We start from the raw sequence: 24,430 nt of genomic DNA, 5'->3' as shown, positions 1-24,430 counted from the left end.
CTTGCAAAGCAAGGTTTCCGCGCCATCGGGGCAGGGCGCCCGCAGGCGTCCGGCGGGCAGCGGCCAGGGGCCGGGAACAGGTGTCGGGATTCTTGCCAGATACCCCCTGCAAAACCGGAGTAACCCGTTCAAACTCGAATAAAATCAATAACTTAACGACTTGGCACGGGGGCTGCATAGAGAGGGCAGGCGCGTACCCGCCGGAGGCCCCAAGGGGGGCAGGGAGGGGCGCCGAACCGACCCAAGAAAAGGATGGCGACATGCTCAGCAGACTCAAGTACGCGGCCCTGGCGGGCGCTCTGGCGATCTCGGTCGCGGCGGCCGGCGAAGCCAAGGCGGACGTCTACGGCTATGCCTACTCTCAGTTCTCCAACGTCACCCTCAACTATGCCAGCGGCGGGATCGTCAACCTGGCCGACTTCAGCTACCTGTCGTTCACCGACAGCGTCGGCGGTACGGCGTACCTGAGCAACTACGGCACTGTTGCTGCCCCGACCGCTACCGATGATTTTGCGTATGATCGGGGCGTGGTCCTTAATCCGATTGCTGGAAACAGCCTTTCCACGTCCGTGTGCGTGCAGAATGGCGCGGCCTGTGCGGGGGCGCCGAGTGGCTCCGATTTCGCGCGAGCCGAAGGCACCATCAGCGGAGCGCTGGTTACGGGCGTCGGCCGCCCCGCCGGCGTTACCTCCACCGTGCTGGGCGAAGCACGAGTCGACGGCACCACCATTGGCCGCGCCACCAGCACCAATACCACGCAGGGCGGCGTGCAGTTCGAGATGATCATGGGCGGTACCGGCACCGTCGATCTGGAACTGTCGCTCGATTTCTTCATCGACCTGCTGGTCGCGCATGAGATCGACAACGGCATCCAGGACGCCTCGGCCGGTTCGCAGTTCTTCGTGACCATCCTCGGCGGTCCGACCCCGATCGTGCTGGCCCCGGCCGAGCTGAACATCGGCGTCGCCATCTCCGAGCCCTTCACCTCCGCCTCCTTCAGCGACAGCGGCAGCCTGGTGATCCCCATCACCCTGCAGCGCGGCGTGCGCTACAACTTCACCATCAATCACACCGCCACCACGGTGGTGAACCCGGCGGTCGTTCCGGTCCCCGAACCGGCCACCGTCGGCATGCTGGGCGCTGGCCTGGCGATCCTCGGCTTCGGCGCCATCCGCCGTCGCCGTGACGGCAAGGCGTCCTGACGCCGCCGTATCCTCTGTCTCGCACTCTCGACTGGCCGGGGCCCTCGGGCTCCGGCCTTCTTTTTTTGTGCCGCCGGCCGCGCAAGACGTAGTCCGCCCGATAGCTTGCCGGCCGCCGTCCCGCTGCCCACCATGGCCGCCTCTGATCCCGGCAGGAAGGACGACAGGGCATGAAGATCCTGCACGTGCTCGACCACTCGGTGCCGCTGCACAGCGGGTACTCGTTCCGCACCCTCGGCATCCTCCGTCACCAGCGGGCGCTCGGCTGGACCACCAGCCACATCACATCCCCCAAGCACCTGCGCGACAGCCTGCCGCGGGAGATCGTCGAGGGGCTGGAGTTCCACCGCACCCCGCGCCTGCCGGAGCGCGGCCCGGCGGCGCTGCCGGTGATGCGGGAACTGATGCTCATGCGCACGCTCGAACGCCGGCTGGCGGAGGTGGTGGCGCAGGAGCGGCCGGACATCCTGCACGCCCACTCGCCGGCCCTGAACGCGGTGCCGACCTTGCGCGTCGGCCGCCGCTTCGGCCTGCCGGTGGTCTACGAGATCCGCGCCTTCTGGGAGGACGCGGCGGCCAGCCACGGCACCTCGCGCGAAGGCAACTGGCGCTACCGCCTGACGCGGGCGCTGGAAAGCTGGGCGGTGCGGCGGGCCGATGCCGTCACCACCATCGCCCACGGCCTGCGCGACGACCTCATCGCCCGCGGCGTGCCGCACGACAAGATCACCGTCATCCCCAATGCCGTCGACGTCACCGCCTTCCGCAGCGGCGGTCGCCGCGACGCGCGGCTGGAGCAGGAGCTTGGCCTGCGCGGCGCCGTGGTGCTCGGCTTCCTCGGCTCCTTCTACGGCTATGAAGGGCTCGACGTGCTGCTGCGGGCGTTGCCAGCGCTGGCGGCGCGGCGGCCGGAGGTGCGGGTGCTGCTGGTCGGCGGCGGGCCGGAGGATGCCCGCCTGAAGGCCCTGGCGGCCGACCTGGGCGTTGCCGACCGGGTGCTGTTCACCGGCCGGGTGCCGCACGAGCAGGTGCAGGCCTATTACGATCTGGTCGACCTGCTGGTGTTCCCGCGCACCTCCATCCGCCTGACAGAACTGGTGACGCCGCTCAAGCCGCTGGAGGCCATGGCCATGGGCAAGCCGGTGCTGGCGTCGGACGTCGGCGGCCACCGGGAACTGATCCGCGACGGCCAGACCGGCTGGCTGTTCCGCCCCGACGATCCGCAGGCGCTCGCCGACAAGGTGGACGAGGTGCTGACCGCCCGCGCCGGCTGGCGCGAGGTGCTGGACCGCGCCCATGCCTATGTCTCGGGCGAACGCTCGTGGGCGGCGGTGGCGGCGCGCTATCGCGGCGTCTATGAACCGCTGGTCGGCGGCCGCACCGGGCCCGCCGCGGTGCCGCCGCCGCTCGCCCGCGCCAGCGCCTGAGGGGCGGCATGACGGGTCCGTTGTACCGGCCGCTCGACCCCCGTCAGGCCCGCCGCAGCGGCGCCGGCTGGTATGCCGGGCTGCTCGAACGCTCCGCCACCCAGGGCGTGGCGGGGGCCCTGGCGCGGCGGGCGACGGCGGCGGTGCCGGACCTTCATCACGCCACCCTGCGGCCGCGCTTTCCCGCCGGGGCGGTGCCGCAGGGCTGGCACCCGGAGCCGCGCGTCGCCTCCGACCTGCCGGTGCCGGCCTATACGGTGGAGGCGGTCGCCCATCATCCCGACGGCAGCCTGGCCGAGGCGGCTGTGACCCTGCTGCTGCCGGCGCTGACGGCGGGGGAGGAGATCGTCGTTGAGTTCCACCCCCGCGACCGCGCCGCGCCGCAGGACCCGGCGCCCCACTGGCCGCAGCACGACAAGGCGGCGCAGCCGGCGGTGACGGCGACGCCGCTGGTCGGCTACCGCCGTGCCGACCTCACCGCCGAGGCCGCCGCCGACCTGCCGCCGGGGGAATGGCGGCGCATCGACCGCAACCGCCACCGCGACGTGGTGCGGCCGCAGGACGGCGGCTTCGACCCCTACTACTGGTTTCCCGGCAAGACCGACAATCCGGTCGCCAGCACCAACGGCATTCCCTTCGCCTTTTCCAGCGGCGTGCTGCTGCCCGACCGCAACCTCTACGTCTTCACCGGCGGCGGTCATGGCGACTGGCTGGGCAGCGAGGTGGCGGTGTTCGACTACCGCAGCCAGCGTTGGCACCGTACCGAGGACAGCGCCCGCTACGTGGTCGGCAACACCGGCGTGGGGGAGGATCAGGAGCCCGACCTGCTGGACCCGACGGCGCCGGTGGCGGCGCGGCCGCACGGCAAGCGCTACCACTACCCCTGGCCCAACATCTGGGGCCGCCATGCGCCGCTGTCGACGCACACCTACGCCGGCCTGTCCTACGCGCCCGACCGTGGCCGCGTCTATGTGTTCGGGTCGGCCGGCTATCCCGGCGGCTCGGCCAAGCCGGGCGGCATCTGGGTGATCGACACCCGCGACTTCCGCTGGCTGGGGGCGGAGACCATCGCCCACGACGGCAACGGCTTCGACTGCTACAGCGAGTACCTGGGGGACGGCCGGCTGCTGTGCTACACCGGCCAGAACGGCCAGGCCTTCATCGTCGACGTGGCCAAGGGGACCTCTGCCATGGCGGCCGGCGGCAAGGGCCTGCGCGCCACCTATGGCTCGCCCTCGGCGGCGGTGATCGCCGATCCGGGGGCGGCGGAGGGGCGGGCGTTCCTCACCTGGGCGTCGGGCAAGAGCCGCCAGCTGGTGGTGGCGCGGCGGGTGGATGCCGGCGGCATGGGAGCCTTCGAGCCGGTGGACGGCGGGGTGCCGCTGCCGGAGGGGGTGGATACCGCCGCCTCCTGGCTCGCCCTCGGCGACCATTTTGCCGGCAGCCGGACCCTGGCGGTCTACCAGCCGAACAAGGGCCTCTACGCCCTCGACACCGCCACCTGGCGCTGGCGCGGCCCCTTCGACCAGCCGCAGACCGGGCCGGAGAAGCTGCCGCTCAACAAGCGGGTGTGGAAGGGCTTCGGCTACCTGCCGGACTATGACTGCTTCACCGTCGTGCGGCACGACAGCGTGTGGATCTGCAAGCGGCCGCCGGAGCTGCAATAGCCGCCCCGGCGGCGGGGCGCGGGCCGGAGCCTCAGGCGAGGTGACGGCGCAGGGAGTCCACCACCCGCCCGGCGGTGCGGCCGTCCCACAGGGCCGGCGGCGCCTCGGTGCGGCGGCCGCGGGCGAGGGCGGCCTCGGCCTCCTGCGGCAGGCTGTCGGGCGTCACCAGCCGGTTGCTGCCTTCGGTGAGGGTGACCGGGCGTTCGGTGTTGGGGCGCAGGGTCAGGCAGGGGATGCCGAGGTAGGTGGTTTCCTCCTGCACGCCGCCGGAGTCGGTGATGACCACCGCCGCGCGGGTCACCAGCCCCATGAAGTCGATGTAGCCGAGCGGCTCCACCAGTTGCAGCCGCGGGCAGGCTTCCAGCCGCGCCAGCAGGCCGGCGGTCTGGAGCATCTTGCGGGTGCGCGGGTGGACCGGGAACACCAGGTCGATGCGCTGCGCCAGCCCCGCCAGCCCGTCCACCAGCCGGCCGAGCACCGCCGGATCGTCCACGTTCGCCGGCCGGTGCAGGGTGACGACGCCGAAGCCGCCGGCCTCCAGCCCGAAGCGGCGGTGGCCGGCTTCCTCCTCGATGCGCGGGCGCAGCATCTCGAAGGTGTCGATCATGATGTTGCCGACCCGCTCGATGCGCTCCGCCGCCACGCCCTCGCGCTTCAGGTTGGCGTCGCCGTCGGGGGAGGGGGTCCACAGCAGGTCGGCAATGCTGTCGGTCACCACCCGGTTGATCTCCTCCGGCATGGTGCGGTCGAAGGACCGCAGGCCGGCTTCCAGGTGCGCCACCCGGATGCCCAGCTTGGCCCCGACCAGGGCGCAGGCGACGGTGGAATTGACGTCGCCGACCACGATGACCCAGTCCGGCCGCGCCGTCCGGCACACCTTGTCGTAGGCGATCATGACGCCGGCGGTCTGTTCCGCATGGCTGCCGCTGCCGACGCCCAGGTGATGGTCGGGGGTGGGGATCGCCAGGTCGCGGAAGAAGGCGTCCGACATGCTGGCGTCGTAGTGCTGGCCGGTGTGGACCAGTTCCGTCCGGCACCAGCTTTCGCGGCGCAGGGCGTGCATCAGCGGCGCCACCTTCATGAAGTTGGGCCGGGCGGCGGCGATGACGTGCACGAGCGGGGGCATGGGAACTCCTGGCGAGTGAGAAAGCTGTGCCAAGACCATGACAGAAGTATCTGCCAAGGCAGCTGCGGCGGTATTGTAATTGTGCTGCGGCGCGGTATGAATTGGCGGAAAGGAGAGGGCGGGAACTTCATGAGAATTACTCTACGCCGTCGGGGGTAGTCCGTCGTAAACATTGATGTGGCCCCGCTGCCGCGCGACCCTTCGGCGACTGCCGAATCAGGGGAGTTCGCGCATGACAGTTGCCGGTACCGCCGTCACCCTTGCCCGCCCGTCGTCACAGCCGAGCGGCGGCCGGGTGCCGCTGGTCGTGCATGTGGTCGACAGCCTGGGGGTCGGCGGCATGGAGAACGGCCTCGTCAACATCATCAACGGCACGCCGCCGGGCCGCTGCCGCCATGCCGTGGTGTGCCTGCGCGAGTCCGGCCCCATGGCGGAGCGGCTGCGCGATCCGGCGGTGGCGGTGCATGTGCTCGGCAAGAAGCCGGGCAAGGACCCTGCTGCCTATGGCCGGCTGTGGCGGCTGATGCGCGCCCTGCGGCCCGATGTGGTCCACACCCGCAACCTGCCCGCCGCCGACATGGTGGTGCCGGCGTGGTGCGCCGGGGTGCCGGTGATCGTCCATGGCGAGCACGGCCGCGACGCCATTGAGGAAACCGGCGCCAACCGCCGCTACAACCTGCTGCGGCGGCTGGTGGAGCCGGCGGTGGACCACTACATCGCCCTGTCGCGCGAGATCGAGACCTGGCTCACCGACCGTGTCGGCCTGCCCGAAGCCAAGATCAGCCGCATCATCAACGGCGTCGATACCGCCCGCTTCCACCCGCCGCGCCACGGCCGGGCGCCACTGGCCGGGGCGCCGGAGGGCTTCGCCGGGCCGGACCAGGTGGTGTTCGGCACCGTCGGCCGCATGGCCGGGGTGAAGGATCAGGTGACCCTGGCGCGCGCCTTCGTCAGCCTGCTCGACCGCCTGCCCGAGGCCCGCGCCCGCCTGCGGCTGGTGCTGGTGGGCGACGGCCCGCTGCGCGAGGAGTGCGCCGCCATCCTCGCCGCCGCCGGGGCCTCCGATCTGGCGTGGCTGCCGGGGCGGCGCGACGACGTGCCGGGGCTGCTGCGCGGGCTGGACGTCTTCGTGCTGCCGTCGCGCACCGAGGGCATCTGCAACACCATCCTGGAAGCCATGGCGACCGGCCTGCCGGTGGTGGCGACGCGGGTGGGCGGCAACCCGGAACTGGTGGACGACGGCCGCACCGGCGTGCTGGTGCCGCGCCTGGAGCCCGATGCCATGGCCGCCGCCATGGCCGCCTATGCCGCCGATGCCGCCCTGCGCTGCGGCCACGGCGAGGCCGGGCGGGCGCGGGTGATGGCGGAGTTCGCCCTCGACCGCATGGTCGACCGCTACCTGACCACCTACGAGCGCCTGCTGGCGCACCGCGCCGGCCGCCGCGCCGCCGCCTGACCCTCGCCTGGACGGAGACGGCGCCGGCATGCGCATCCTCACTTTCGGAAATCTCTATCCCAGCACCGCCAACCCGCAGCACGGGGTGTTCACCGAACTGCGCCTGCGCGCCCTGCTGGCCGCCGATGCCGGCCTGGAGGCGCGGGTGGTGGCGCCGGTGCCGTGGTTTCCGTTCCGCCATCCGCGCTTCGGCGCCTACGCCACCTATGCCCGCGTGCCGGCGGCGGACGTGCGCCATGGCGTGCCGGTGCTCTACCCGCGCTATCCGTCCATCCCCAAGGTGGGCATGGGCGTGGCGCCGCAGCTGATGTACCGGGCGGTGCTGCCGGCGGTGGAGCGGCTGCGGCGCGACGGCTTCGCCTTCGACCTCATCGACGCCTACTACTTCTACCCCGACGGGGTGGCGGCGGCCATGCTGGCCCGCCGCTTCGGGGTGCCGCTGGCGATCACCGCGCTCGGCAGCGACGTCAACATCCTGCCCGGCTTCGCCCGGCCACGGCGGATGATCCTGGAGGCGGCGCGCCTGGCCGGCGCCATGGTCACCGTCAGCCAGTCGCTGAAGGACGCCCTGGCCGACCTGGGGGCGCCGGCGGAGCGCATCCACGTGGTGCGCAACGGCGTCGACCTCGACGTGTTCACGCCACCGCCGTGCCGGGCGGCCCTGCGCCTCGCCCTCGACCTGCCGCCGCCGGACGTCGCGCCGGTGCTGCTGTTCGTCGGCAACCTGGTGCCGCTGAAGCGCTGCCACCTGTGCATCGAGGCGCTGACCGCCCTGCCGGCGGCGCGGCTGGTGGTGGCCGGTGCCGGGCCGGAACGGCCGCGGCTGGAGGCCCTGGCCGCCCGCCTGGGCGTCGCCGACCGGGTCCGCTTCCTCGGCCGGCTGGTGCAGGACCAGCTGGCGCCCTGGTACGGCGCCGCCGATGCCCTGCTGCTGCCGTCGGAGCGCGAGGGCCTGCCCAACGTGGTGATGGAGGCCATGGCCTGCGGCACGCCGGTGGTCGCCTCCCACCTGCCGGGCACCGCCGAGGCGGTGTCGGTGCCGGCCGCCGGGCGGCTGGTGGAGACGGTGGACGGACCGGCCCTGGCCGCCGCCGTGGCCGCCCTGCTGGCGGCGCCGCCGAGCCGCGACGCCACCCGCCGCCATGCCGAGTCCTTCTCCTGGCAGACCACCGGGTCGGCCCTGTCGCGCCTCTATCGGCGACTCGGGGACGGGCGCATGCGCGCTGCGGTAGCTGCCTGAGGCAGAGTCCTCACGCAGAGGTGGTCAAGTATCCGAGTCGTGTAGTCGGGGCGGTGACATTTCTGTGGCCCGCCTTGTTGCCGTAAACCCAGTGAATTACTGTTCCCGCCGAGCCGAAGACCACTGCCGAACTTTAGGCGTATGTCAGAAACTTTTGGCTCAAGGTGCGGGATCGCCTCTTTCCTTTGAGAAAAGGTGGTATCATGACGATCGTTCAGGCCCGCATTACTTCTTTCCGTACCGCATTCGCGGTATCGGCACTTGCTCTGGCGACCGCGTTTGGTCCCGTCGGGGCGTCTCCGGCTAGGGCAGCGGTCGATGATCTGTTGGCAGAAGCGCGTCAGTACAGAGAGGAGGGGCGGGTGAGCGAAAGCATCATCCAGCTCAAGAACGCGCTGCAGAAAGAGCCGGCGAACGCCGAAGCGCAAGCATTGCTGGGCGGCATCTACATGGATCTCGGCGACACCGCCCGCGCCGAGGTGCAGCTGGCGCGGGCCCGCGATCTCGGCGCCCCGGCCGAGGAATGGCTGAAGCCGCTGCTGATGGCGTGGCTCGCCACCGGCCGCAACCGCGAGGTCGTCCAGTCCGCCGCCGACCTGCCGGAGGCGGTGCCGGCGCGGGTGCGCGCCGATGCCCTGGCGCTGGCCGGCCGCGCCCACCTGGCGATGAACGAGGAACCGCAGGCCCGCGCCGCCTTCGACCAGTCCATCGCGCTCGCCCCCGACAGCGCCCTCGGCCACATCGGCATCGGCCGGCTGGCCTTCCGCGACGGCGACCTCGCCGCCGCCCAGGCCGCCGCCGACGCCGCGCTGAAGGCCGACCCGGAAGAAGCCGACGCCATCTACCTCGCCGGCGACATCGCCATGCGCCGTGGCGAGCCGCAGAAGGCGCTGGCGGTCTACCAGAGCCTCAAGGACCGCTATCCGTTCAACCCCTTCGTCCGCATCCCGCTGGTGCAGGCGCAGATCGAGACCGGCAACCTCGACGGCGCCGAGAGCGACCTGCGCTGGGTGATGGAGCGGGTGCAGGGCCTGCCGGTGGCGCACTACCTGAAGGGCCTCGTCTCCTACCGCCGTGGCGACCTCGCCGCCGCCGACCGCGAGCTGGCGGAGGGCCTCGCCCTGCAGCCGGGCAACGTCGAGACCCAGATGGTGGCCGGGCTGGTGAAGTACGGCCTCGGCCAGGACGAGCAGGCGGTGCGCCTGCTGCAGAGCTTCGCCGCCCGCCCGGAGACCCCGCGCGAGGTGCGGCTCGCCCTCGGGGCTTCGCTGCTGCGCCTGAACCGGGTGCAGGAGGCGCACGAGGTGCTGGGTCAGGTCGCCGCCAGCGACGGCGACAGCCCCGAGGTGGTGGCGCTGCTGGGCGATGCCGCCCGTCAGGCCGGCGACCTGGAGGAAGCGGCGCGGCTGCTCGGCCGGGCCACCGAACTGGCGCCCAGCGACACCCGCTTCCTGGGCCAGCTGGCCATGGTGCGCAACGACCTCGGCCAGACCGACGAGGCGCTGGACCTGCTGCGCAAGGCCTTCGAGGCCAATCCCGACGATGACCGGGCGCGCGGCGTCTACTTCGCGCTGCTGCTGCGCACCGCCCGCCTGGACGATGCCATGGCCTTCGCCGAGGCCTTCAAGGCGCGCAAGCCCGATGCCGCCGCCGGCTACACCATGGAAGGGCTGGTGCGGGTGGCGCGGCGTGACGTGGAGGGGGCCGAGACCTCCTTCCGCGAGGCGCTGAAGCGCAACCCGGCGGCGGCCGATGCCGCCGGCAACCTGTCGTCGCTGCTCATCCTCGCCGACCGGCACCAGGAGGCGCGCGACGTGCTGATGGGCGTCCACCTGCGGACCCCCAACGACTACGAGATGCTCATGCGCCTCGCCCGCCTGTCGACCGACGGCGGCGACACCGCCGACGCCCGCCAGTGGCTGGAAAAGGCGCAGCAGGCCAAGCCGGAGGAAGTGGAGCCGCGCGTCCGCCTCGCCGCCCTGCTGATCGAGGACGGCCGCCACGAGCCGGCGCTCGCCCTCGTGCTGCCCATGCTGTCCAAGCACCCGCGCGACGCCCGCGTGCTGCGCGCCGTCGCCCTGGCCCGCGCCGGGGCCGGCGACATGCGCAACGCCGTCGCCGCCCTGCAGACGCTGGTCGACGTCGAGCCGGTGGAAGGCAACTACCGCCTGCTCGCCGATGCCGCCATCCGCATGGGCGACCGCGTGCTGCTGCAGCGCAGCCTGGAACAGCTGGTGAAGCTGGCGCCGCAGGACCCGCTGCCGATGGTGCAGCTGGCCGAACTCTACATGCAGGACCGCCGCCGCTTCGATGCCGAGCCGCTGGTCACCGCCGCCGCCGCCCTGGCGCCCGACGAGCCCAAGGTGATCGAGCAGCAGGCCCGCCTGCAGCTGGACGACAACCCCACCCGCGGCGCCGAGTTCCTGCGCGGCCGGCTGGCGGGGTTCGAGGCGCCGCCGCGCAACCTGGTGCTGCTGCTGGCCCATGCCGAGTTCGCCACCGAAGGCAACCCCGGCATCACCCGCGTGTCGCAGTGGGTGTCCAGCCATCCCGACGACACCGAGGCCCGGCTGCTGCTGTCCACCTGGCAGATCGCCCGCCAGGACTGGCCGGCGGCGCGCGAGAACCTGCGCCTGCTGAGCGAGGCCCAGCCTGCCAACTGGGTGGCGCGCAACAACCATGCCTGGGTGCTGATGAAGAGCGGTGATCTTCAGGCGGCGCTCGACGAGGTGACGGACGCGCGCCTGCACGGCGGCGACCGCGCCGAGATCCTGGATACCGAGGGCCAGATCCGGCTGACCCGCGGGGAAGCGGCCGAGGCGGAGATTCTTTTCCGTCGTGCGGCGGCAGAAAATGCAAAACCGGGCTTCCGCATTAACCTCGCGGAAGCATTGGTCGTGCAGAATAAGACAGAAGAGGCAAAGCAGATCCTGAGTGACCTGCTCAAAGCCGAAGACTTCGCCGGAAAAGAGTATGCACGGGAACTTCTTGCACGTCTTGGTGGATGACACCGGGGCGGACGGCGGTCCTGTGTCCGTGGAGAGAGAGTGAAAGCATAAGGCGACCGGACCAAGCGGCACCAAAACAAAGCCGCGGCCGGTCGCCCCGCACATAGCGACCTGAGAGACCGCAGAGAGAGCATCGAGATGACCATGAGCCAGATCGCCTTGTCCGCAGGGCGGCACGCGACATCCAGCGCGCCAGCCCTTCCGCCGCAGCAAGACGGGGGGGAAACCCTCTTCGACCTGTACAACCGTCACTTCGTCATCGTTCCGGCCGATACGGCGGAGCTGAAGCGCAAGGTCTTCAACCTGCGCTATCAGGTGCTGGCGGAGGAGAATTCCTATCTCGATCCGGCCGACTACCCGGACCAGATGGAATTCGACGAGTACGACGAGCGGTCCGAGCATTATCTGCTCATGCACCGGGCCAGCAACGAGGCGGCCGGCACCGTCCGCCTGATCCTGCCGGATGTCTCGACGCCGGGCGACGAGCTGCAGTTCGTCCACCACTGCGAGATGCCCGACCTGGCTAGCCACGTGCCCTTCGTGCGCGCCGGCGAGGTGTCGCGGTTCGCCGTCACCAAGGCCTTCCGCCGCCGCCTGACGGACGGCAGCATCGTCCCCGACGTCTACGACCCGCGCATGGGCCAGCCGCCGAAGGACGACGAGGTGCGCCGCCTGGTGCCCTACATCACCATCGGCCTGCTGCAGGGCATCTTCCATGCCATGGTCAAGCACCGGCTGTCCTACGTCACCATGGTGACCGAGCCGACCCTGCTGCGCCTGCTGCAGCGCTTCGGCATCTACTTCCAGGCCCTTGGCCCGCTGGTGCCGCTGTATGGCTGGCGTCAGCCCTGCGGCCGCGAACTGCGCGACCTGCAGGCCGACGTGGCGGCGGAACGGCCGGACGTGTGGGACATCCTCACCGACCGCGGCCGCCTGTGCCGCGACCTGCTCGCCTACGCGCCGTAAGCCCGCCGGACGGTTCCGCGGCGATGCGGTGTGCCAGTCCCGTCCAGAGGCCGGAGGGGGTCTTCCGGACGGGGCTGGCGTGTTGCCGAGGGGGCATCGGGAGAGGGCCGCCACCTTTGCGGCATCCCTTCCGGTTTCTTTCCCCTCTTCTACCGGTTACCTGAGAAATATTGTTCCTTCCGAGGGGGTAGGCCTGAATCGGCCTGCCTTAACCTCTCCCCGCCTTTGTCGCTCCCCGGGGCGATCCGATAGCTTCTGTGGTGGTTCGATCATCCATCCCACCATCACGGAGAGCGCACATGCTGCGGGTTTTCGGGCACCACATTGCGGTACCCGTGCTGCTTCTGGCGCTGTTGGAGGCGGGCGTCCTGCTGGCCCTGTTCGACGGCCTGTCGCTGCTGTTCCAGCTGCTGTGGCCGGCGACGGTCGGCCTGGACGGCCGGGTCGTCGACAGCCTGTTCCATGGCCTTGGCTGGCAGGACGAGGCGGTGCCGCGGGCGCTGGCCCTGCTCGGCGTCGTCGTCATCGCATCGGTCGGCATGTACAGCCGCCGCATGTTCTTCGACATCAAGACCTTCGTGCGCCGCAGCCTGGTCATCTTCCCGCTGCTGTTCGTGGCTCTTGCCATGGCGGCGGTGGCCTATGCCGCCTGGGCCGGCACCGACTGGTCGGGCTATGTCATCCTGCTCGGCTTCGCCACCCCGGCGGCGGGCGTCGCCATCCTGCTGATCCGCTACTTCTTCGTTGAGCTGGCCGACCTCGACGTGTTCAAGCGCCGGGTGCTGGTGCTCGGCACCGGCACGGCGGCGCAGCGGCTGGCCGACCTGGGCAACCCGGCCCACCACCGCAACTTCCGCATCGTCGGCTTCGTCGACACCGGGGAAGGCGGCCTGTCCTCCCACGGCCACGGCTGGCAGGTGTTTCCGCGCCGGCTGGTGGAGGAGCGCGAGGCGCTGCAGCAGCTGGTGCGCGACCGCCGGATCGACGAGATCGTCCTCACCACCCGCGAACGCCGCGGCAGCGGCGGCGCCAACGGCGGCGGCCTGCCCCTGCACGACCTGCTGCAGTGCAAGCTGGCCGGTGTCGCCATCGCCGACTACGCCACCTTCTGGGAGCGCGAGGCGGCCGAGATCGACCTTGATACCCTGCGCCCCGGCTGGATGATCTTCTCCGACGGCTTCCGCCTGTCGCTCGGCCGTCAGGTCGCCAAGCGGATGTTCGACGTGGCGGTCAGCCTGACCTTCCTGCTCGCCACCCTGCCGATCACCCTGACGGCGGCCCTGGCGGTGAAGCTGACCAGCGCCGGCCCGGTGTTCTACCGGCAGGAGCGCGTCGGCCTCAACGGCCAGACCTTCAACCTGATGAAGTTCCGCAGCATGACCGTGGACGCGGAGAAGGACGGCCGTCCGCAGTGGGCGCGCGCCAACGACAACCGCGTCACCCCGGTCGGCCGCTTCCTGCGCAAGACCCGCATCGACGAGATCCCGCAGGTGCTGAACGTGCTTAAGGGCGAGATGAGCTTCATCGGCCCGCGCCCGGAACGCCCGTTCTTCGTCGACCAGCTGGCCGAGCAGATCCCCTTCTACCGCGAGCGCCACTCGGTCCGCCCCGGCATCTCCGGCTGGGCGCAGATCAACTACCCCTACGGTGCCTCGGTGGAGGACGCGAAGCGCAAGCTCGCCTACGACCTCTATTACGTGAAGAACGGCAGCCTGTTCCTCGACCTGCTGATCCTGGTGCAGACCGCCAAGGTCATCCTGTGGAACGAGGGGGCGCGCTGAGGTGGAGCCCGCAGCGGCCGGCAGCGATATCCTGACCTGGGCCTACGGCCTGTGCGCGGCCGCCTTCCTCGGAGTGGCGGCCGTCGCCGTGATGCGCCGGGGCGACGAGCTGGCGGCGGCCCGCCGCTGGCCAGTGGCCGGGGCGGCCGCCATCACCGCCGCCTGGGCCGCCGCCGTCGCCATGGCCGGCGCCCCGGCGCCCGCCAGCCTGGTGCTGGAGGCCATGCGCATGGTGGCGTGGCTGGTGGTGCTGGCGGAAATCGCCCGCCTGCTGCACGGCCGCCGCCTGCTGCTGCTCGGCCCGCTGCTGGTGGCCGGCTCCGGCGCCCTGGTGGCGCTGGTGGCGCTGCTGGAGGACCGCCTGCCGGGCGTCGCCGGGCTGATGCCGGCGGTGCTGGTGATGCTGGCGGTGGCCGGGCTGGCGCTGGTGGAGTCCATCCTGCGCCAGCGCGAGCCCGAGGAACGCTGGGCGGTCAAGCACCTGTGCCTGGGCGTGGCGCTGCTGTTCGCCTTCGATGTCTTCCTGTTCGCCGAAGGGCTGCTGTTCAACGGCCTGGATGCCGACATGTATGCCGCCCGCGGCATGGTCGACGCCCTGTGCGCCGGCGCCGTGGTGGTGTCGCTGTTCCGCCGCGGCACCGGCACCCGCCGCCTGCAGCCCTCGCGCGAGCTGCTGCTGAAGTCGACCACGCTGCTGGCCGCCGGCCTCTACCTCATGCTGATGGCGCTGGCCGGCTACTGGATCCGCGAGGTCGGCGGCACCTGGGGCTCGGCGACGCAGGCGGCGTTCCTGGCCGGGTCGCTGCTGCTGCTGGGGGTGGTGTTCCTGTCGGGGGCGTCGCGCGCGCGGGCGCGGGTGTGGGTGGCGAAGAACTTCTTCACCCACCGCTACGACTACCGCGCCGAATGGCTGCGCGCCACCGGCACCCTGGCCGGCGGCGAGGAGGGCCACGCCGAGGCCCTGCACGACCGCGTCATCCGCGCCGTCTGCGACATCGTGGAAGGCACCGCCGGGGCGCTGTGGATGCTGCAGGAGCGCGACCGCGCCTTCATCCCCTCGGCCGCCTGGAACCTGTCAGCGCCGCTGCCGGCGCTGCCCGACGATGCGCCGCTGGTGCGCTTCATGACCGCCCGCCGCTGGGTGGTGGACCTGGACGAGATGCGCCGCCAGCCCGACCTCTACGGTTTCGCCCCGCCCGACTGGCTGGGCGGCGTGCCGGGGGCGTGGCTGGTGCTGCCGCTGCCCATCCGCGGCACCGTCATCGGCTTCGTGGTGGTGGCGCAGCCGCGGGTGCGGCGGCCGCTGACGTGGGAGGACTTCGACGTCCTGAAGACCGTCGGCCGCCACGCCGCCGCCACCCTGGCGACCGAGAAGGCGCTGAACGAACTGTCCGATGCCCGCCGCCTGGAAGCCTTCAGCAAGCGCACCGCCTTCCTGGTCCACGACGTCAAGAACATCGTCAGCCAGCTCGACCTGATGCTGAAGAATGCCGAGCGCGTCGGCCACGACCCCGAGTTCCAGAAGGACATGCTGGAAACCACCGCCGGCGCCGTCGGCAAGCTGCGCACCCTGCTCGGCGAACTGCGCCAGACCCGCGAGGCGTCGTCCGCGTCCGGCGGGGCCATCGCTTCCGCCACCGCGCCGGCCGACGACCTGGCGGCGCAGGTTGCGGCGGCGGTGGCGCGCTGGCGCCGGCGCAAGCCCGACCTGACCGCCGATCTGGCCGCCGCCGCCGGTCCCGGCCTGCCGGCGCCGCCGGCCGACACCTTCGCCAGCGTGCTCGACCACCTGTTGCAGAACTCCATCGAAGCCGCCGGGGCCGGCGGCCGGGTGGCGGTGCGGCTGGTGCGCGGCGGCGGCACGGTGGCGGTGGAGGTGGCCGACGACGGCATCGGCATGGACCCGGCCTACGTCCGCGACCGCCTGTTCCGGCCGCTGGATACCAGCAAGGCCGACGGCTACGGCCTCGGCGCCTTCCAGAGCCGCGAGCTGGTGCGCGAGATGGGCGGCCGGCTTGAAGTCACCACGCAGCCCAACAAGGGCACGATCATGCGCATCGTCTTCCCGCTGGACCGCCCGCAGGCGGCGGTCGCGGGCGGGACGCTTGCACCAGCCAGGGAGGCCGTATGATGTCGCAGGGGAAGCCGATCCTCATGCTCGTCGAGGACGATGAGGGGCTGGCGAAACAGCTCAAGTGGGCGCTGGCCGACACCTACGAGGTGCACGTGGCCGGCGACCGCGCCGCGGCGCTGGCGACGGCGCGGCGGGTGGAGCCCAAGGTGGTGGTGCTCGACCTCGGCCTGCCGCCCGATCCCAACGGGGCGACGGAAGGGCTCGGCATCCTCAAGGATCTGCTGTCGTTCCGGCCGTGGCTGAAGATCATCGTCTCCAGCGGCAATGCCGAGCGCGTCCACGCGCTGGAGGCGGTGCGCGATGGCGCCTACGACATCTATCCCAAGCCGGTGGACATCGACACCCTGCGGATGATCGTCGCCCGCGCCATGCAGCTGGCCGAGCTGGAGGAGGAAAACCGCCGCCTCGCCGCCGCCCGCGAACGCGGCCCCATGGCCGAGGTGATCGCCGAAAGCCCGAAGATGCTCGACGTGCTGCGCATGATCGAGCGGGTGGCGCCGTCGGACGTCAACGTGCTGCTGACCGGCGAGAGCGGCACCGGCAAGGAAGTGCTGGCCCGCGCCCTGCACCGTTGCAGCGGTCGCGTCGACGGCCCGTTCATCGCCATCAACTGCGCCGCCATCCCGGAAAACCTGCTGGAAAGCGAGCTGTTCGGCCATGAGAAGGGTGCCTTCACCGGCGCCGTGAAGACCACGCCGGGCAAGATCGAGCAGGCCGACGGCGGCACCCTGTTCCTGGACGAGATCGGCGACATGCCACACCCGCTGCAGGTGAAGCTGCTGCGCTTCCTGCAGGAACGGGTGATCGAGCGGGTCGGCGGCCGCAGCCAGATCGCCGTCAACGTTCGCGTCATCGCCGCCACCAATGCCGACCTGCAGGCGCTGATCCACGACGGCCGCTTTCGCGAAGACCTGTATTACCGCCTGGACGAGGTGGGGGTTCACATCCCGCCGCTGCGGGAACGGCCGGGCGACGCGACGCTGCTCGCCCGCTTCTTCCTGTCGCGCTATGCCCGCGAGATGAAGCGGCCGGTGCGTGGCTTCACCGCCGATGCCGTCACCGCCATCGCCGGCTACGACTGGCCGGGCAACGTGCGCGAGCTGGAAAACCGCGTGAAGCGGGCGCTGGTGCTGGCCGACGGGGTGCTGATCACCGCCGCCGACCTGCGCCTGAACGCCGCCGAGTTCCCCACCCTGCGCATGGCCCGCGAGGAAGCGGAGATGGAAGCGGTGAGCAAGGCGCTGTGCGTCGCCGACAACAACGTCAGCGCCGCCGCCAAGCTGCTGGGCGTCAGCCGGCCAACCCTCTACGACCTCATGCGCACCCTGCGCCTGCGGGACTGACGGCGGGGGTCCGACTGTCTTTCTGGCCACCAGGACACCAAGGACACCAAGGGGCCGTCACCACCCCGCACGGCCGTCCTGGTCTTCCTGGTGCCCTGGTGTCCAACACCTCTACACCGCCGGGCACGACGCACCATGCTCTTCAACAGCTACGAGTTCCTGTTCCTGTTCCTGCCGGTGGTGGCGGCGGGCTATGCCCTGCTCGGCCGGTCCGGCGACGGCCGTGCCGTGGTGGCGTGGCTGGTGCTGGCGTCGCTGGTGTTCTACGGCTGGTGGAACCCGGTCTACCTGCTGCTGCTCGGCGCGTCCATGGTGGTCAACTACGCCCTTGGCCGCGCCATCGCCGGCCGTCGGCGGGCGGGGCGGCACGGGGCGGCGCGGGCGCTGCTGATCGCGGGCATCGCCGCCAACCTGGGGGCGCTCGGCTGGTTCAAGTATGCCGGCCTGCTGGTGCAGACCGCCAACGCGGTGGCCGGCGCCGGCTGGGGCCTGGGCGACATCGTGCTGCCGCTCGCCATCTCCTTCTTCACCTTCCAGCAGATCGCCTATCTGGCCGATGCCTGGGCCAATGCCGACGACGGCGGCTACGGGCCGCTGCACTATGCGCTGTTCGTCAGCTTCTTCCCGCAGCTGATCGCCGGCCCCATCGTCCACCACCGCGAGATGATGCCGCAGTTCGCCCGCGCCGCCGGCCGGCTGACGGCGGCCAACGTCAGCGTCGGGCTGACCGTGCTGGCCATCGGCCTGTTCAAGAAGGCGGTGCTGGCCGACGGCATCGCCCCCTATGCCTCCAGCGCCTTCGCCGCCGCCGAGCAGGGCGCCCGGCCCGACCTGCTGGCCGCCTGGGGCGGGGCGCTGGCCTATACCTTCCAGATCTACTTCGACTTCTCCGGCTATTCCGACATGGCCATCGGGGCGGCGCTGATCTTCGGCATCACCCTGCCGCTCAACTTCAACTCCCCCTACAAGGCCACCAGCATCATCGAGTTCTGGCGCCGCTGGCACATGACGCTGTCGCGGTTCCTGCGCGACTACCTCTACATCCCGCTGGGCGGCAACCGGCGGGGCAGCGGCTGGCGCTACGGCAACCTGATGATCACCATGCTGCTGGGCGGCCTGTGGCACGGCGCCGGCTGGACCTTCCTGGTGTGGGGCGGGCTGCACGGCCTCTATCTGATGGCCGCCCACCTGGCGCGGGCGGTGTTCGGCGAGCGCCAGCCGCTTGGCCGGGTCGGCGGCTGGCTGCTGACCATGGTGGCGGTGGTGGTGGCGTGGGTGTTCTTCCGGGCGGAGAGCTTCGACGGCGCCTGGACGTTGCTGGCCGGCATGGCCGGCGCCAACGGCATCGCCCTGCCCAACGCCCTGGCGGTGCGCCTGGGGCCGGGGTGGGAGGTGCTGCAGGGCCTGGGCGTCGGCAGCTACCTTGGCGGCGGCAGCGACTTCGTGTGGATGTGGCTGTGGATCGCCGTGCTGCTGCCGGTGGCGCTGCTCGCCCCCAACACCCAGGAGATCGTCGCCCGCATCCGCCGCCTGCCGGAGCCCGAGCCTCCCGCCACCACCGCCGCAGAGCCGGTCTCCGGTCCGCCCGCCGGCCCGGCCTTCGCCTGGCGGCCGTCGCCGGCCGGGGCGGTGGCGAGGCCCGTGGTGGCCGGCCTCGGCGTGCTGTCGCTGACCGGCGTCTCCGAATTCCTCTACTTCCAGTTCTGAAGCGGGCCACCCCATGACCCAGCACCGCCGCTACCTCGGCCTCGCCGCCGCCGCCTTCGTCACCACCCTGGGCCTCGCCGCCGCCGTCAACGTGGCGGTGGACCCCTATGCCCTGTTCGGCACGCCGCGGGTGGAGGGGCTGACCGCCGTCAAGCCGGCGGCGGTGGAGCGGTCGCGCGTGACCAAGCCCTATCAGGTGGAGCGGGCGCGGCCGGTGACCCTGATTGCCGGCAACTCCCGCGCCGAGATCGGCCTCGATCCCGCCTCCCGCTGCTGGGCGGAGGCGGAGCGGCCGGTCTACAACCTCGGCCTGCCGGGGGCGTCGCTGACCCTGCAGCTGGCGACCCTGCGCCATGCGGTCGATGCCGGCAGCGTGCGGACGGTGGTGCTGACGCTGGATTTTCTCGACTTCCTGCGGGCCGGCGACACCGCCACCGCCGGCGAGGGCGGCAGCGGCGGCGAGACCCTGCGCAATTCGGAACGTCGCCTGCGCCTGCTGCCCGACGGCTCCCCCAACCCTGATCGCTGGCAGCAGCAGGCGACCGACCTGTGGAAGGCGACCCTGTCCCTCGGCGCCCTGCGCGACAGCGCCGTCACCCTGGCGTCGCAGCGGCTGCCGCAGGCGGCCGACCTGCGCGACGACGGCTTCAACCCGGCGCGGCCTTACCTGGGCGTCATCGCCGCCGAGGGCCAGGCAGTGCTGTTCCGCCAGAAGCGCAAGGAACTGGACGCCCTGTTCGGCCAGCCCGGCCTGCGCCTGCCGCCGCGCGCCGAGGACTCGCCGGAACTGACGGCGCTGGCCGCCACGCTCGATACCCTGGCGGTCCGCGGGGTGCGGACGCTGCTGGTGCTCAACCCTTACCACGCCGAATACCTGGCGGCGGTGGAGGATGCCGGCCTGTGGCGCGACATGCGGCGGTGGAAGGAGGCGGTGCTGGCCATCACCGAGCCGCGCGGCCTGGCGGTGTGGGACTTCAACACCCTCAGCGCCTACAGCCAGGAGCCGGTGCCGGCCGCCGGCGACCGCCGCAGCCTGCTGCGCTGGTTCTGGGAACCGGCGCACTACCGCGCCGAGCTGGGCGAGCTGATGCTGGCGGCGGCGCTGGGGCGGGACTGTGCCCCGGCCGGCGAGGGCATGGCGGCGCCGGCCTTCGGCACCCGCCTGACGCCGGAGGTGCTGGCGGCCCAGGCCCAGCCCATGCGGCAGGCCATCATCCACTGGCAGGCGGCCATGCCGCTGCGGGCGGCGGTGACGGGCGGCGAGCCCGGGGCCGCCCCGGTCACCACCCGCTGAGAGGGGAGGGGGCCGGGTCGGCGCCCCTGTCCCCGCTACTCCGCCGCGCCCAGCACCGCTTCGGGGCCGTCGAGGCCGCGCAGCATGTCGTCGAAGGCGGCGAAGGTCTGGTCCCAGCCGTGGGTGGCGAGCACGAAGCGGCGGGCATTGGCCGACAGCTCCCGCGCCCGCTCCGGCTGCAGCGCCTCCAGGACGGCGGCGGCGATGGCCGCCGGCGTGTCGGCCAGCAGCAGGTCGCGGCCGGGCACGGCGGCGATGCCGGTCAGCGCCGCCTGCGTCACCACCGTCGGCCGCGCCATGGCCATGGCCTCCAGCACCTTGTTCTGGATGCCGCGGGCGATGCGCAGCGGCGCCACGCTGACGGCGGCGTGGCGGACATAGGGCCGCACGTCGGGCACCCGGCCGGTCACCAGCACATCCTTGCGGCTGCCGAGGGCCTGGATCTCCTTCACCGGATTGGCGCCGACGATGGCCAGCCGCGCTGCCGGCAGGCTCCGCCGCACCAGCGGCAGGATCTCGCTGGCGAGCCACAGGGCGGCGTCGATGTTGGGGGGATAGTCCATGTGGCCGGTGAAGGCCAGCACCGGCCCGGCACCGTCGTAGGGAGACACCGAGGGAACGGCAGGGTCGAAGAAGGCGGTATCGACGCCGTTCGGCACCCCCAGCACGCGGGCGCGGGCCTTGGGGGCGACGGTGCGGAACAGCGCCGCCTCCGGCTCCGACACCAGGGTGCACCAGGCGGCTTCCGCCGCCAGCCGGCGTTCCAGGTCGGCGACGTAAGCCGCCTCGCGGCGGTAGACCCAGCGCATGGGCGGGCGGGCGTCGTCGGCGTAGTGGGCGAACTTGGCGCTGTCGACGTCCACCACATCGGCCACCATGAGCGGCGGCCGGTTGGGCTCGTCCAGCACATAGGGCGCCATGTTGGACGACGAGATCACCACCGCCCGCGGCTTCACCTCCGCCAGCACCCGCCGCACCCAGCGCTTCAGGTCGGCGCGGGCGAAGTAGGTGACGCTCAGCGGCTCGCCGGTCAGCAGGCCGCGCATGGCCCGCACCCGGCCGCTGCGGCGGTCGACGCGGCCGAAGTGGGCATCGGCGGTCACCCGCCGCACGGTGTCGGTGTACTGCCAGTCGTCGGGATCGTCGATGAGGCAGCCGAGGTGGACGCGGTGCCGCCGGGCGAGCCGCTCCAGCAGCCGCCACGAGCGGATCTTCTCACCCTTGTTGGGCGGATAGGGAATGCGCTGGGCGAGGAACAGCACGTCTGCCATGGCGGCTCCGGTCACGGTCGGTTCGGGGTTCCGCCATGGTACGGGCCGCGCCCGCCGGCGCGAGGGTTCAGGCGGCGAGCCGCGGCGGCAATGGGAGGTAATACGGCCGCGCCGCCGCCGGTCAGGCGGTCACGAGGCCGGGCCGCTGCCGCCGCCGGTCTCGCCGCCAGGGCGGATGGACCCCTCGGCGCAGTGGTAGAACACCGCCGCTTCGGTGCGGTTGCGCAGGCCCAGATGGTCGAGGATGCGCTTGACCGTGCGCTTGACCTGCGGCTCCCCCATGCCGAGGCGGCGGGCGATCTGCTCGTTGGTCATGCCCTCGGCGATGAGGGCGATGACCTCCTGCTCCAGGTCGTCCAGCCGCTGCAGCCGTTCCTGCCGCACCGTGTCCACCGCCAGCGAGGCGCGGGCGCGGCCGGGCAGGGTGACGAAGCCATCAAGCGCCATGGTCAGCGCCCGGCCGAGGCGGCGCGGCGGAACTTCCAGGAAGATCAGGTTGTCGATGAGGTCGGCATAGGGCGCGATCTCGATCATCTGGTCGGAGCGGGTGAGGAACACCGTCGGCAGCGCCCCCGCCCGCCTGGCCTGGGCGATGGCGTTGGACCACGGTTCGTTGGCGACGCGGCTGGCCGAGGCCACCAGCACCGCTCCCTCCCGCCGGGCCGACAACAGGTCGGCCGGCCGGTCGAGGAAGTACAGCGGCGCGTGCTTCACGTCCGCCACCAGTTCACCCAGTACGCCGAGATCCTCGCGCGCTACCAGACAGAGGAGCGCCCGCGGCCACCCCTTCGACTGATCGCTGGCGCCACCGCTCGCCGGCCTGGTTTCGTCCCTTTCCGCCATCGGGTTCTTCCAATTCGCCATCTGCTGGAACATACGCTAGGGCTCCCGGGTTGGGGCGGTAAACGGCACATGTGTCAGGCGGTTGTGGTATTTCGGGGTAGACTTGAATCATTCCCGTGAAGTACGTCGGTACATTTTACAATTCCGCCGTCACAGCCCTGTTTACTTTTCCGACGCCCTTGAATCACTGGACGTCTGCCCATCCTGCTGTTCGAACACCTCGTTTCGTTGTCGGGACCGGCTGCTCCGCCCGTCCCAGGGATCAGTCATACTTAAGTCTCGTGTATTCTGCCTTTTGTCCAGGGGCAATGGCTGTGACCTTTTGGTGTAACGGCGGCTTCGAAAGGGGCGTGGCCGGCCGGCGGCAGCCTGCGGCGCCTCCGGCTCGTTCTCCTGCTGTCAGCAACGGAAGGGGCCAGAGGTCCGTGCAGCAGCAGCAGTCGACGTCGTGGAACCTGCGGGAAAGCGCCGCCCGCCTCGTGCTGGAGCTGGGGCCGGCGGTGGTGTTCTTCGCCGCCACCAAGTGGCTTGGCATCTTCGCCGGCACCATCGCGCTGATGGTCGGCGGCACCGTGGCGACGGCGGTGTCGTGGGTCTATGCCCGCCGCATCCCCATCCTGCCGCTGGCCGGGCTGGCGCTGACGCTGGTGTTCGGCGGCCTGACCCTGTGGTGGCACGAGGACGACTTCATCAAGGTCCAGCCGACCCTGGTCAACGGCATCTCCGCCCTGGTGCTGACGGTGGCGCTGGTGTTCGGCCGGCTGCCGCTGAAGTCCATCTTCGGTGCCGGCACCCATGCCCGCGACCGGGCGTGGCGACGCCTCACCCTGGCGCTGGTGGTGTTCCTGGTGTGCCTGGCCGCCGCCAACGAGGTGCTGTGGCGGGAGACGGCGACGGACGTGTGGGCGGCCTACAAGGCCTTCGTCATCCCGGCGCTGGACGGCCTGTTCGTGTTCGCCGCCTACAAGTACCTGCGATCCCACAGCCTTGATCCGCGCGACCGCATGCCGTCGCGTGCCGCCCCGGCGGCGGAGACGGCGGGATAGCCGCAGCCGGGCGATCAGGCGCCGCGTCCGCCGATCAGGTCGCCGAGGTCGCTCGCCAGCAGGCGCCAGCGGCTGTCGTCGCTGCGGCGGTCGACCGCCGGCAGGCTGTCGGCCAGCAGCGCCCGGCCGTGCCGCAGCAGGGTGCTGCGGTCGACGGCGCAGGCCGCCGCCACGCTGTCCGGCGTCGGCGGGCGGGGCGCGGCGCCATGGGCGACGAGCAGGTGGCGCGGCAGGTCGTAGCCGAGGCGCATGGCCAGCCGTCCGGCCCGCCCGAAGCCATAGGCGGCTTCGTCGAACCACAGCCGCCCGGCGGCGACGGTGAAGGCCAGCTCGAACGGTCCGGTCAGCCCGCCGGCATCGGCGAAGGCGGCGCAGCGGGCGGCGAGGCGCGGCGGCAGCGGCGCCGGCCGCAGCGACACCGGCCGGCCGTGCAGGGTGCGTTCGGCAAGGAAGGCGTCCAGGGCGAAGACGCCGCCGTCGTGGCCGCGGCAGCCGCGCACCAGCAGCAGCGCCCCCGGCCGGTGCGGCTGCACCACCAGCGGCGGCGCCAGGGCGCCCGCCTTGCGCAGCTGGGCGGCAAGGTCGCCGCGCCGGGCGAAGCGGCGGGCGGTGGCGGCGGCGGTCGTGGCATCCAGCGGCCGCGCCACCACCGGGAACTGCCCCTTCGGCACCGACCCTGCCAGCGCCGCCCGCACCACATAGGTCGGTGGCACGTCGAGGCCGACGGCCCGCGCCGCCTCCACCTGCTGCGTCCGGTCGGCAAGGCCGGCAAGGGCGGCGGCGGCGGGCGTCCACAGGCGGCAGCCGGTGGGCAGGGCGGCGGCCTGGGCGCCCAGCCAGCGGCCGGTGACGGCATCGGCGGCGGCGATGCCGCTGGCGCCGGTGGCGGCAAGGAAGGCGGCCAGACGGTCGGCGGCAT

At 71.8% G+C, this 24,430-nt stretch carries 17 protein-coding genes; 13 read left to right on the top strand and 4 right to left on the bottom strand.

What is annotated here, in order from left to right; genetic code table 11:
- Positions 1–260: 260 nt before the first annotated feature.
- The 3 genes from ABD056_RS18980 to ABD056_RS18970 all read left to right on the top strand — a co-directional run bounded on the left by ABD056_RS18980 (position 261) and on the right by ABD056_RS18970 (position 4,296).
- A complete protein-coding gene (locus ABD056_RS18980) occupies positions 261–1,202 on the top strand; it encodes an EDSAP-1 family PEP-CTERM protein (protein WP_343869282.1) in 942 nt (313 codons plus the stop codon).
- 170 nt (positions 1,203–1,372) lie between these two features.
- Positions 1,373–2,629 carry a TIGR04063 family PEP-CTERM/XrtA system glycosyltransferase gene (locus ABD056_RS18975; protein WP_343869281.1) on the top strand — a complete coding sequence of 419 codons (1,257 nt, stop codon included), beginning with the start codon at positions 1,373–1,375 and terminating at the stop codon, positions 2,627–2,629.
- A gap of 8 nt (positions 2,630–2,637) precedes the next feature.
- Positions 2,638–4,296 carry a hypothetical protein gene (locus ABD056_RS18970; RefSeq protein WP_343869280.1) on the top strand — a complete coding sequence of 553 codons (1,659 nt, stop codon included), beginning with the start codon at positions 2,638–2,640 and terminating at the stop codon, positions 4,294–4,296.
- A 31-nt stretch (positions 4,297–4,327) separates the two neighbouring features.
- Here the strand turns inward: ABD056_RS18970 and wecB are convergent, their stop codons facing one another.
- The gene (wecB, locus tag ABD056_RS18965) at positions 4,328–5,422 is read right to left on the bottom strand and encodes a non-hydrolyzing UDP-N-acetylglucosamine 2-epimerase (protein ID WP_343869279.1); all 1,095 of its coding nucleotides are present in this window, start codon (positions 5,420–5,422) and stop codon (positions 4,328–4,330) included.
- 232 nt (positions 5,423–5,654) lie between these two features.
- Between wecB and ABD056_RS18960 the strand changes: the two genes are divergently transcribed.
- From ABD056_RS18960 to ABD056_RS18920, 9 genes are all read left to right on the top strand, one after another.
- Positions 5,655–6,878, top strand: coding sequence for a TIGR03088 family PEP-CTERM/XrtA system glycosyltransferase (locus ABD056_RS18960; protein ID WP_343869277.1), 1,224 nt, complete (start codon positions 5,655–5,657; stop codon positions 6,876–6,878).
- Between the two features lie 28 nt (positions 6,879–6,906).
- Positions 6,907–8,118, top strand: coding sequence for a glycosyltransferase (locus ABD056_RS18955; RefSeq protein WP_343869276.1), 1,212 nt, complete (start codon positions 6,907–6,909; stop codon positions 8,116–8,118).
- Between the two features lie 203 nt (positions 8,119–8,321).
- Positions 8,322–11,126: an XrtA/PEP-CTERM system TPR-repeat protein PrsT gene (gene prsT / locus ABD056_RS18950; protein WP_343869274.1), complete on the top strand. Its 2,805-nt coding sequence runs from the start codon at positions 8,322–8,324 to the stop codon at positions 11,124–11,126.
- Positions 11,127–11,264: 138 nt separating this feature from the next.
- A complete protein-coding gene (locus ABD056_RS18945; RefSeq protein ID WP_343869272.1) occupies positions 11,265–12,092 on the top strand; it encodes a PEP-CTERM/exosortase system-associated acyltransferase in 828 nt (275 codons plus the stop codon).
- Between the two features lie 299 nt (positions 12,093–12,391).
- On the top strand, positions 12,392–13,873 hold the full coding sequence (locus tag ABD056_RS18940; protein ID WP_343869270.1) for a TIGR03013 family XrtA/PEP-CTERM system glycosyltransferase: 1,482 nt from the start codon (positions 12,392–12,394) through the stop codon (positions 13,871–13,873).
- Position 13,874: 1 nt separating this feature from the next.
- Positions 13,875–16,004, top strand: coding sequence for an XrtA/PEP-CTERM system histidine kinase PrsK (gene prsK / locus ABD056_RS18935; protein WP_343869267.1), 2,130 nt, complete (start codon positions 13,875–13,877; stop codon positions 16,002–16,004).
- On the top strand, positions 16,001–17,350 hold the full coding sequence (gene prsR, locus ABD056_RS18930) for a PEP-CTERM-box response regulator transcription factor (protein WP_343869264.1): 1,350 nt from the start codon (positions 16,001–16,003) through the stop codon (positions 17,348–17,350). The genes prsK and prsR overlap by 4 nt, the downstream gene beginning before the upstream one ends.
- Before the next feature lie 135 nt (positions 17,351–17,485).
- The gene (locus ABD056_RS18925) at positions 17,486–19,057 is read left to right on the top strand and encodes an MBOAT family O-acyltransferase (RefSeq protein WP_343869262.1); all 1,572 of its coding nucleotides are present in this window, start codon (positions 17,486–17,488) and stop codon (positions 19,055–19,057) included.
- A 13-nt stretch (positions 19,058–19,070) separates the two neighbouring features.
- The gene (locus ABD056_RS18920; RefSeq protein WP_343869260.1) at positions 19,071–20,351 is read left to right on the top strand and encodes a hypothetical protein; all 1,281 of its coding nucleotides are present in this window, start codon (positions 19,071–19,073) and stop codon (positions 20,349–20,351) included.
- Positions 20,352–20,386: 35 nt separating this feature from the next.
- Here ABD056_RS18920 and ABD056_RS18915 read toward each other — a convergent pair whose 3' ends face one another.
- Together ABD056_RS18915 and ABD056_RS18910 are read right to left on the bottom strand one after the other, a co-directional pair.
- Positions 20,387–21,622: a TIGR03087 family PEP-CTERM/XrtA system glycosyltransferase gene (locus ABD056_RS18915; protein ID WP_343869258.1), complete on the bottom strand. Its 1,236-nt coding sequence runs from the start codon at positions 21,620–21,622 to the stop codon at positions 20,387–20,389.
- Between the two features lie 129 nt (positions 21,623–21,751).
- Positions 21,752–22,465 (bottom strand): helix-turn-helix transcriptional regulator, encoded by a 714-nt coding sequence (locus ABD056_RS18910; RefSeq protein WP_343869256.1) that lies wholly within the window; start codon positions 22,463–22,465, stop codon positions 21,752–21,754.
- Between the two features lie 425 nt (positions 22,466–22,890).
- Between ABD056_RS18910 and ABD056_RS18905 the strand changes: the two genes are divergently transcribed.
- Entirely contained in the window at positions 22,891–23,511 is a 621-nt protein-coding gene (locus tag ABD056_RS18905) for an inner membrane-spanning protein YciB (RefSeq protein WP_343869255.1), read from the top strand.
- 14 nt (positions 23,512–23,525) lie between these two features.
- On the opposite strand, the gene ABD056_RS18900 is transcribed toward ABD056_RS18905, so the two are convergent.
- A partial coding sequence (locus ABD056_RS18900; RefSeq protein WP_343869254.1) for a hypothetical protein occupies positions 23,526–24,430 on the bottom strand: 905 nt, incomplete at its 5' end.

Origin of the sequence: Caenispirillum bisanense, from assembly GCF_039523075.1 — a bacterium.
Lineage (GTDB): Bacteria > Pseudomonadota > Alphaproteobacteria > Rhodospirillales > Rhodospirillaceae > Caenispirillum > Caenispirillum bisanense.
Note: the sequence above shows the minus strand (reverse complement) of the source record. Positions and strands in the feature narration are given on the sequence as shown.